The organism is Pseudomonas fontis (genome assembly GCF_028656955.1).
In the GTDB taxonomy this organism is placed as follows: Bacteria; Pseudomonadota; Gammaproteobacteria; order Pseudomonadales; family Pseudomonadaceae; genus Aquipseudomonas; species Aquipseudomonas fontis.
This window is the reverse complement of the sequence record NZ_JAMDGY010000094.1, coordinates 1-10,072: the sequence shown is the minus strand read 5'-3', so window position 1 is coordinate 10,072 and position 10,072 is coordinate 1. Positions and strand designations below refer to the sequence as shown.

Annotated in this window: 8 protein-coding genes; 1 reads left to right on the top strand and 7 read right to left on the bottom strand. The window is 65.2% G+C overall.

The genetic code is table 11. The features are described 5' to 3' along the window. Positions 1-334: transposase (locus M5G11_RS23370; protein ID WP_273925369.1), on the top strand; the 334-nt coding region annotated here is incomplete at its 5' end. 372 nt (positions 335-706) lie between these two features. Here M5G11_RS23370 and M5G11_RS23365 read toward each other — a convergent pair. From M5G11_RS23365 to M5G11_RS23335, 7 genes are read right to left on the bottom strand one after another with little or no spacing between them, the layout of a single operon-like run. Then, positions 707-1,423, bottom strand: a complete 717-nt coding sequence (locus tag M5G11_RS23365) for an NAD(P)H-dependent oxidoreductase (RefSeq protein WP_273914097.1) — start codon at positions 1,421-1,423, stop codon at positions 707-709. 37 nt (positions 1,424-1,460) lie between these two features. Next, positions 1,461-2,876, bottom strand: a complete 1,416-nt coding sequence (locus tag M5G11_RS23360; RefSeq protein ID WP_273914098.1) for an aldehyde dehydrogenase family protein — start codon at positions 2,874-2,876, stop codon at positions 1,461-1,463. Next, positions 2,869-4,059 carry a pyridoxal phosphate-dependent aminotransferase gene (locus M5G11_RS23355; protein ID WP_273914099.1) on the bottom strand — a complete coding sequence of 397 codons (1,191 nt, stop codon included), beginning with the start codon at positions 4,057-4,059 and terminating at the stop codon, positions 2,869-2,871. The genes M5G11_RS23360 and M5G11_RS23355 overlap by 8 nt, the downstream gene beginning before the upstream one ends. 28 nt (positions 4,060-4,087) lie before the next feature. Next, the gene (locus M5G11_RS23350) at positions 4,088-5,695 is read right to left on the bottom strand and encodes a 5-guanidino-2-oxopentanoate decarboxylase (RefSeq protein ID WP_273914100.1); all 1,608 of its coding nucleotides are present in this window, start codon (positions 5,693-5,695) and stop codon (positions 4,088-4,090) included. Between the two features lie 10 nt (positions 5,696-5,705). Further along, a complete protein-coding gene (locus tag M5G11_RS23345) occupies positions 5,706-7,805 on the bottom strand; it encodes an acetate--CoA ligase family protein (RefSeq protein WP_273914101.1) in 2,100 nt (699 codons plus the stop codon). Between the two features lie 18 nt (positions 7,806-7,823). Then, complete coding sequence (locus M5G11_RS23340) at positions 7,824-8,984, bottom strand: acyl-CoA dehydrogenase family protein (protein ID WP_273914102.1); 1,161 nt, start codon at positions 8,982-8,984, stop codon at positions 7,824-7,826. 33 nt (positions 8,985-9,017) lie between these two features. Further along, positions 9,018-9,809 carry an enoyl-CoA hydratase/isomerase family protein gene (locus M5G11_RS23335; protein ID WP_273914103.1) on the bottom strand — a complete coding sequence of 264 codons (792 nt, stop codon included), beginning with the start codon at positions 9,807-9,809 and terminating at the stop codon, positions 9,018-9,020. Between the last annotated feature and the right edge of the window lie 263 nt (positions 9,810-10,072).

Genomic DNA, 10,072 nt, shown 5'->3' with positions numbered 1-10,072 from the left:
TGCTGAACTGGGTGATCCTACGGAGTTTCGCAGCGCCCGCGCGGTCGTTTCATTTGCGGGTTTGAACCCACAGCTGGCGGAGTCTGGGACCTTCAAAGGCCGAACCCCGATCAGTAAGGCAGGCTCAGGGCGCATACGTAAGGCGTTGTATCTACCCAGCATCACAGCAATGAACATGAGTGAGCCAATGATGGCGATGAAGGCCCGTTTGAAGGCTAAAGGAAAAGCGGGCAAGCAGATCGTCTGTGCCGTGATGCGCAAAATGCTGCATATCGTCTTTGGGGTGCTGAAATCGGGACAACCTTATGACCCGAAGTTAGCACTTGCCCGGTGACGGGCAAGACGGTATCTACAAAGTTGCGCGTGTGCAGGCGAAACGGGCGGCGGCAGAACAGGAGGACTCTGTGGGAGCTGGCCTTGCCAGCGATCAAGTGCGCAGCACTTGTTATTCAGACACCGCCGAGACCAACGGGTACGGGGCCGGCAGATCAAGGTCAAGGGCACGCTCAGGTTTCCCGGTGTAGCCGCTGCCGTCAGGCTGCGCTCGCCTGCATAGCAGGCGCCGCCTTTGGGAGCCCTAACGGGCTCCAGCGCAGCCTGACGGCAGCGGCTACAAAGTTGCGCGTGTGCAAACGAAACGGGCGGCGGCAGAACAGGAGGACTCTGTGGGAGCTGGCCTTGCCAGCGATCAAGTGCGCAGCACTGGTTACTCAGACACCACCGGGACCAGCGGGTACAACGCCTCATCAAACTGCGACAACCTCGGAAATACCAGCGGCAGATCATCCGACAACTGCTCCAAGCGCTGGCGATAATCCCCCAGGAACCCCTGGCGCGCTTCATCACTGATATACGGCACATGCCACGCCACAAACGGCGCCAGCACGTCAAAGCCGACATAAGCCAACGTCCCGCGCAAGATAGGCCTGAGCATGTCCTCCAGCGGGCCATGAATCGCCCCCTCGCCAAACATGTGTTCACGCCCACCCAAGGTCACCGTCACCAACGCCCGCTTGCCGGCCAAACCACCCTGGTCATAAAAACGCTTGCCGCCATAACACACCCCCGACACCAGCACCCGGTCAATCCAGCCCTTGAGCATCGCCGGCGCCGAGAACCAGAAAATCGGGAAGTTCAGCACCACCAGGTCCGCCCACAACAGCTTGTCCAGCTCCTGCTGGATATCGGCGGCAAGCGACTGGCTCTTCACCCCCAACCGCTGCTCCAGCGCGTACACCAGGTACTCCGGGTTCTCCCGGTGAACAAAGTCATCAGCACTGGCCACCGGGTTCCAGTTCATCGCATACAGGTCGCTGACCTGCACCTGATGCCCCTGGCCTTCAAAGGTCGCCACCGCCTGGTCACGCAAGGCAGCGGTAAAGGACTGCGGCTCAGGATGAGCATGGACGATCAATACTTTCATGCAGCTTCCCTCAAACAGTTAATTCGCCCTACGCAGCTCACAGCTGCACGGCCTTGATTTCGACAAACTCGGCCAGGCCTTCCTCGCCCCACTCACGGCCATTGCCCGACTGCTTGTAGCCGCCAAACGGCGCCTGGTAGTTGAACGCCGCGCCATTGACAAAGCACTGCCCGGCACGCAATTGCCGCCCCAACTGCAACGCCCGCTCGCGACTGCCGGCCCACACGGCGCTGGACAGGCCGAACGGCGAATCATTGGCCAACGCCAGCGCCTCGGCTTCATCGCGATACGGGATCAGGCACAACACCGGGCCAAAGATTTCCTCCTGGGCAATACGCATGCGGTTGTCGACATCGGCAAACAGCGTCGGCGGCACATAGAAGCCCCGCTCGAACGCCGCAGGCGTCTCACCCCCGCACAGCAATCGCGCACCCTCCTCCCGGCCCAGGCGCATGTAATCCTGCACCGTGCGCCGCTGCGCTGCCGAGCACATCGGCCCAAGGAAGCTGCGCGGGTCCTGCGGGTCGCCCATCACCAGGCTGCGGGCTTCATCGACGGCAATCTCCAGGGCCTCGGCATAGCGGCTGGCGGGCAGCAGCATGCGGGTCAAGGCGGTGCAGGTCTGCCCGGAGTTGATCATCACGTCCTGCACGCCATAGCGCACCGCCGCCTCAAGCTCGGCATCGGCAGTGATCAACAGCGGCGACTTGCCGCCCAGTTCCAGGCACACGCGCTTCACCGACGGCGCCGCCGCCTGCGCCACGCGCACGCCAGCGCCGGTGGAGCCAGTGAACGAAACCATGTCCACGTCCGGATGACGAGCCAGCGCCTCCCCTACCTTCGAACCCGGCCCACTGACCAGGTTGAACACCCCGGCCGGCAAACCGATGGCCTCGATCATTTCCGCCAGCAGGAAGGCATGCAGCGGGGTTTCCTGGCTCGGCTTGACCACCACCGTGCAACCCGCCGCCAAGGCCGGAGCGAGCTTGCCGATCAGTTGGTGCAGCGGGTAGTTCCATGGGTTGATGAAGGCACATACGCCCACTGCGTCGCGGTACACCAGGGAATTGCCGACTTCGCGTACCGCATCCATCAAGCCGGCCAGCTCGACATACTGCTCAAGGCCTGCAATCGGCCCCTCGACCTGCACCGCGCGGCACCACTGCACCGGCATGCCCAGCTCGGAAGTAATCACGCTGGCCATCTCGTCTGCACGGGCTTTCAACTGCGCGACCAAGGCGGCGATATAGCCGGCCCGCACGCTGGAGGCGGTACCCGCCCAGCCGGCAAACGCCCGCCGTGCCGCCGTGACGGCACGCTGCACGTCCTCAGCATTGCCCAGCGGCACCTTGCCGGTGACGGTTTCGCTGGCCGGGTCGATCACTTCGGCCATGCCCTGCCCGGCCGGCACTTGCCAGCGACCATCAATAAACAGGCGGCTGTATTCACGCATGAGCCTGCGCCTCCATCAGTTCAGCGGCGCAACGGGCGATACGCCGGCACGCTTCGCGCAAGGGTTCGGCAGCAAGCACCAGGCCCAGGCGGATATGCCCGGCAGCGCTGGGGCCGAAGGCCTCGCCGGCCAACACCGAAACACCATGCAGGTCGAGCAAACGGTCGGCAAAGGCCTGGGCGCTGAGCCCGGTTTCGCGGATGTCGACCATGACGAACATCCCGCCATCGGGCTTCAAGGCACGCACGCCAGGGCAGTCAGCCAAGCTGGCACAGACCAGGTCGCGGCGCTGGCGGTAAGCCTCGCGCATCGCCTCAAGCTCCGGCAGCGGCTGCTCCAGGGCAACCACGGCGGCGTCCTGGATGAACTCCGGCGAACCGTACAGCATGCACAGCGCAAGGTTTTCCAGGTGCGCCGCCAGCGCGGGGGAACCCACCACCCAGCCAACCCGCCAGCCGGTCATGGCATGCGACTTGGAGAGGCTGTTCAGCGTCGCCGTACGCTCGGCCATGCCCGGCAAGCTGCCCGGGCTGATGTGCTCGCCTTCATACAGCAGCTCGCTGTACACCTCGTCGCTGATCATCCACAAGTCATGGGCAACGCACAGTTCGGCCAGCGCCTCCCAGGTGCTGCGCGGCAAGCTGGCGCCCGAAGGGTTGTGCGGGCTGTTCAGGGCCAGCGCACGGGTACGCGGGGTGATGCGCGCCGCGACATCTTCGGCACGCACCCGGAAGCCCTGCTCAGGGCGCACCGGAACCGGAATCACCGTGGCCCCGCAAGCGCCGAACACTGCTTCGTAAGTGACATACATCGGCTCGGCCACGAGCACCTCGTCGCCTGGGTTGAGCACGCATTGCGCCACACAGAACAGTGCGCACTGCGCCCCGGCCAGCACCGTGACCTGATCGGCGCTGACGGCCTGGCCACTGCGCTGCTGATGACGGCGGGCGATACTCTCGCGCAGGCTGCGCTTGCCGCGCACGTCGGCGTAGTGGGTGTTGCCCGTCTGCAAACTGTCGATGGCCGCCTGGACGATCGGCGCCGGAGTGTCGAAATCCGGGTCGCCGACCGACAGCAGCAGTACGTCCCGCCCTTGCTCGAGCATGCGCAGGGCGCGGTAGTGGATGTCCCAGGCAGCGGCGCCGTCGCCGGCGATACGTTGGGTCAGGTTGGAAAAACGCATGGCAAACTCCCTCTGTCGCAAGTTGGGCTCAGCGCGCACAGGCGTGCTTGAGTTCGATCAGGGTCACGCCCTTGCGGGCAAAGCCGCTGCGCAGGTCCCGTTGCAATTCATCCAGGCTTTGCGGCTGCGCCACGCTGCAGCCGAAGGCCCGGCCCAGACCGGCAAAATCCGGGTTGCGCGGTAACACGCCAATCGGCTCGATATCCAGGCTGAGCATATCGTCGCGGATCTGCCCCAGGGCATCGTTGTTCCACAGCAACACCACCAGCGGACGGTCCAGCTCTTCGACTGCCGTGGCCAGTTCCTGGGCGGTATAAAGGAAGCCGCCATCGCCGACCAGTACCAACCCTGGGCGATCCGCACTGGCGAACATGCCACCGATGCCTGCCGGTAGACCGTAGCCCAACGTGCCGTAGCCGGTCGGGTGCAGCCAGCTGCGTGGCGCGCGGCTGTCGAAAGCGTAGTTGCCGGTGTAGGCCAGCTGGGTCATGTCGGTACTGATGAAGGCGTTGTCCGGCAGGACCGCAGCGATGCGCTGAAGAATGTGCTGGTGCAATACCTGCAACGGCCCATGGCTGGCGTCTACGGCCTTGCGCAGCTTGGCCACTGCGGCGTGTGCGGCGTCGGCGTCGCGCGGGCTGGCCGGCAAGCGCTCAAGTAATGCCGCGACGGTCTGCTGCGCATCGCCGTGCAAGGCCACCGCGCATGGGTAGAAGTCATTGAACTTGCGCGGGTCGATATCCACCCGCAGCAATTCGCCGTTCAGCGGCAGGCGCTCGCGCCAGAAATCGGTATCGGCCATCTCGGTGCCTACCGCCACCACTACGTCGGCCTCGGCGATCAAGTCCCAGCCAGGTTGGACGCACAGCGAAGAGCCGGCATTGAGCGGCGCATTCAGGCCCGCCAGCCCCTTGCCGGCCACGCTGGTGAAAAACGGCGCCGCCAGCTGGGTGCTCATCTGCTGCAACTCGGCGGCTGCGTGCAAGGCCCCGCCCCCGGCAATGATCATCGGGCGCTTGGCCTTGGCCAGCTTGCTGGCAGCGGCATCGAGGCTGTGTGCGCTGGCGGGCCCACGCCCGGGCCGGCGTACCACCTCGGCGCTCCAGTCACGGGCGACCGGCGCCGACAGCACGTCCAGCGGCACCGAAATATGCACCGGACGTGGCCGTTCACTGTCGAACACGGCGTAGGCCCGCGCAATCAGCTCGGGAAGGTCTTCGGCACGCAGGGCCACGGCCGAGAATGCCGTGATGGGCGCGGTCATCGCGCGCTGGTCCTGGGTTTCGTGCAGGCAGCCCCAGCCTTTGCCCAGGCTGGCGGTATGGTTGACGCTGGAGATCACCAGCATCGGGATCGAGTCGGCATAGGCCTGGCCGATGGCGGTGGCGGCGTTGGTCACGCCTGGCCCGGTGATAACGAAGCACACCCCCGGTTTGCCGCTGACCCGTGCATAGCCGTCGGCCATGAAGCCCGCGCCTTGTTCATGGCGGGTGAGCACGTGGCGAATGCCGCTGCCCGGCAAGCCACGGTACAACTCCAGGGTATGTACCCCGGGGATGCCGAACACGGTATCGACACCGTAGTTGGCCAACAAACGCACCAGGGCCTGGCCGCCGGTCAATGTGCCGTTGTTCATGTTCATCTCCTTACACCTGGCCGAGGCGGATCAAGGCATCGACCGCGGTGGTGCCGTGGGCACCGACCATCAATGGGTTCACATCCAGTTCCAGCAGTTGCCCGGCGTTCTCGCAGGCGTAGTCGGCCACCGCGCGAATCGCCGCGACCAGCGCGTCGAGGTCCGCTGCCGGTTTACCCCGAAAGCCCAGCAGCAATGGCGCACTGCGCAGACGCAGCAGTGCTGCGCGAATCGCGCCGTCGGTGGTGGGCAGCAGCAGGCTCTGGCTGTCCTTGAGCAGCTCGACCAGTACCCCGCCGGCGCCGATCACCAACGCCAGGCCGAAGTCGTTTTCACGCTTGATACCGACGATCAGCTCGGCCAACGGCGCGCTGGCCATGGGCTCCAGCAGTACCTGGTCGAACGGCACGCCCGGCGCATAGGCGTCGATACGTGCGCGCATCAGGTCCAGCGCCCGGCTCAGGGCCGCTTCATCGGCGAGGTTCAGGGCCACCGCCCCGGCTTCGGTCTTGTGCGGCAGCTGGGCGCTGACGGCTTTGAGTACCAGCGGGTAGCCGACCCGGCGCGCATCGGCCACAGCCTGCTGCGGGGTACTGAGCACGCCTTGCGGAATCGGCAGGCCGAACCCGGCCAGTGCCTGCTTGGAGGTCCATTCGTTGAGCAGTTGGCCCTCGTCGGCCAGCGCGGGCGGGCTGAGCGGCGCCAACGCCGACTCGCCAAGGGCCAGCAGATCGGCGCGGCGCGCCTGATAAGCGGCGATCCGCCCCCAGGCGGCGAGCCCGTCTTCTACCCCCTGCAACGCCGCTACGCCGGCAGCATGCAGGCGCTCACGGGCGAAGGATGGCAGCAACTCGGGGAACGCCGAAGTGACAAAGCCGGTCTTGCCGTGGCGCTGCAAGGCGGCGCAGTACAGCTCCAGCAGCAGGTCGCACTCCTTGCGCTCCCCGGTGAATTCGGCGGGATAGTCCAGCACCAACATGGCTGCGTCGGCTTCGGTGCACAGGGCGCTGTCGAGCATGCGTTGCAGCGCCGGGCCATCGCCCCAGATCGCCGTGGTGAAGTCCAGCGGGTTGACCAGGTTGGCGTAGACCGGCAGTACCTCGGCCAGTTCGCTTACCTGAGCCGGGTTCAGGCTTGGCAGGCTCAGGTGATTGCGTTCTGCATAGTCGGCGATCAGGCCGGCATCGCCACCGGAACAGGCCAGCGCAATCAGGCTGTTGCCCTTGGGCAGGTTACCGCAGGCGGCGGCCTTGAGCGTTTCGACAAAGCTCACCGGGCCACTGACGCGAATCACCCCCAGGCGCTCGAACAGGCTGTCGTACAGGGCATCAGAGCCGGACAGCGAGCTGGTGTGACTCAGGGCCAGCTCGGCACCGATCTGCGACACCCCGGTTTTCAGGGCAATGATCGGGATGCCCTGCTCCAGCGCCTTGTGGGCGGCGCGGGCAAAGCCCGGCACGTTCTTCAGGCCTTCCAGGTGCAGGCCGATGGCGGTGACGCGCGGCTCGTCGAGCAGCACGTCCATCAGCTCGGCAATACCCAGTTGCGCCTGGTTGCCCACCGAGGCCATGTAGGCCACCGGCAGCGAGCGGTCGCTCATCGACAGGTTGTAGGCAAAGTTGCCGCTCTGGGTCAGCACGGCCACGCCCTTGTCCACCGCCTTGCCGCCATGGGCAACCGGCCACAGGGCGCTGCTGTGCAGGTAGTCGAGCAGGCCATAGCAGTTGGGCCCGAGCAGCGCCATGGGGCCTGCCGCTTTCAGCAATTGCTGTTGCAAGGCCAGGCCTTCAGCGCCGCTTTCGGCAAAGCCCGAGGCATAGCAGATCGCGCCGCCCGCGCCACGGGTGGCCAGTTCGGCGACACAGCTCAGCGTCAGTTCGCGGTTGGTGGCGATAAATACGGCGTCCGGTGCTTCGGGCAAATCGGCCACGCTGCGCACGCAGGGGATGCCGTCGAGGCTGTCGTGCTGCGGGTTCACCAGCCACATCGGGCCTGGATAGCCGCCGTCGGCGCAGCGCTTGAGCGCCCGCGCCATGCTGCGGCCACCGACAAAGGCCAGGTGACGCGGTGCCAGCAGGCGCTTGAGGTTGTCACGTAGGGTCTGCGACATGAGTGTTCTCCAGCCCGATCAGCGCAGCAGCGGGCGCAGCAGTTCGCGGGAAATGATGTGCCGCTGGATTTCCGAGGTGCCTTCCCAGATCCGCTCGATCCGCGCGTTGCGCCAGATCCGCTCAACCGGGCCCTCGTCCATCAGGCCCATGCCGCCGAAGATCTGCACGGCTTCATCGGCGACCTTGCCGAGCACTTCGCTGGCAAACAGCTTGGCCATGCCGGCCTCGCCGTCGGTCATGCTGCCCTGGTCCATTTTCCAGGCGGTGTGCAGGGTCAGCAGTTCGGCGGCGCGAATCTGCGTGGCCATGTCGGCCAATTTGAACGACACGCCCTGGTAAGTGCCGATGGGTTGGCCGAACTGCTTGCGGTCGGCCGCCCATTGCAGCGACACGTCCAGCGCACGCTGCGCCTGACCGACACAGTTGGCGGCGACCATCACCCGCCCGGCCGTGAGCCAGGCGTTGGCCACTTCCCAGCCCTTGCCGATTTCGCCCAGCACCTTGCTGGCCGGCACCTTGCAGTCGTCGAAGAACAGTTCGTAGGTGTGATAGCCACGGTTGCTCACGCATTTCGGCCCGCGGCGGATGGTCATGCCTGGTGTACCCCGGTCGACCAGGAAGGCGGTGACGGCATTGCGCTTGCGGCCGTTGTGCTCGTAGGTGTCGGTGACCGCGAAGACGATGGCGAAGTCGGCGTGCCCGGCATGGCTGATGAAATGCTTGCTGCCATTGAGCACGAAATCGTCGCCTTCACGCACCGCGCGGGTCTTGATGGCGTTGGCATCGGAGCCGGCGCCCGGTTCAGTCAGGGCGAAGCAGTCGGTTTTCTCGCCCTGGATGCACGGCAACAGGTAGTCATTGATCTGCTGGCCAGTGCAGGCCATGAGGATCTTCGAGGGGCGCGCGACGAACACGTGCAGCGCCCAGGACACTTTGGACAGCTCGCGTTCGATCAACGCCTGGGACAGGTAGTCGAGCCCGCCGCCGCCGACCTCTTCGGGCATGTTGAAGGCGTAGAACCCGGCTGCGATGGCTTTGCCACGGATGTGCGCGGCGAGTTCCGGCGAGACGGCGTCGGCGCGGTCCACCTCCTCCTCGTGGGGCAACAGTTCCTTGCTGACGAAGCTGCGTACCGCATCCACCAACATTTCTTGTTCTTGGGTCAGTTGGAAGTTCATGGTTTGTTCCTGGGGTACCGGGGAATGGGGGGCTTACTGGCCGACGAAGCGTGGCGCGCGCTTTTCGGTGGCGGCGCGCAGGGCTTCGGCGCCGTCTTCACTGCGCCCGCACAGCAGGCCGGCAGCGAGTTCTGCCTGCAGTTGCTCGGCCAGGCTGCGCTCGGCGCCCTCACGGATCAGGCGTTTGGTTTGCGCGTAGGCGAAGGTCGGGCCCTGGGCCAGGCGGCTGGCCAGCTCGGCGGCGGCGGCCGGCAATTGCTCGTCGGCGCAGACTTCGCTCACCAGGCCTGCCGCCAATGCGCGCTCGGCGCCCCACAGTTCGTCAAGGAACAGCAGGCGCTTGGCTTGCTCGCTGCCGATCAGGCGCGGCAGGTGCCAGCTGGCACCGGCGTCCGGCGAGTAGGCCATGCTGGTGTAGCCGGCCTTGAAACGGGCCGACTGCGCGGCCAGGCGCAGGTCGCAGCACAGGCTCAGGTCCATTCCGGCGCCCACGGCGGTGCCGTTGATGGCGGCGATGGTGGGTTTTTCGAGGCTGTGCAGGCGCTGCATCAAGGCATGGGCGGTTTCGGTCCAGCCATAGGTTTCCAAGGCGCCACGGGCTTCGGCGTCAGCCCACTCGGCCAGGTCAGCACCCGCGCAGAAGCTGCGGCCGGTGGCGGTGAGGACCACCACGCGTACGGCTGGGTCGCTGTTGCAGGATTCCAGCACGGCATGTAGGCGTTTCAACGCGGGGATGTCCAGCGCGTTGCGCTGCTCCGGGCGGTTCAGGGTGATCCAGGCGACACCGGCTTCGATATGGGTCAGTAACGATGACGGAGCAGTCATGGGGAGCCTCGAATTATTGTGGTAGGTGTGAGGGGCTTTCTGAGGGTCATGCTAAACGAGTGTTCAGCAAGGAGGCAATCGGGGGCTTTCTTGTGTAACGACTTTAATAAGATTGGTTAATTTGTTGTTTTAGATGGGTTTTTGTTTTTGTTTTTTTGAGTGTGATTTGGGGTTGTTACAACTTTGTACAACTTGGGTTGGTGTGGCTGGGGGGTGAATATCTGTTTTTTGTAGGGGGGCTTCTGGCCCCTTCCGCCCTTACG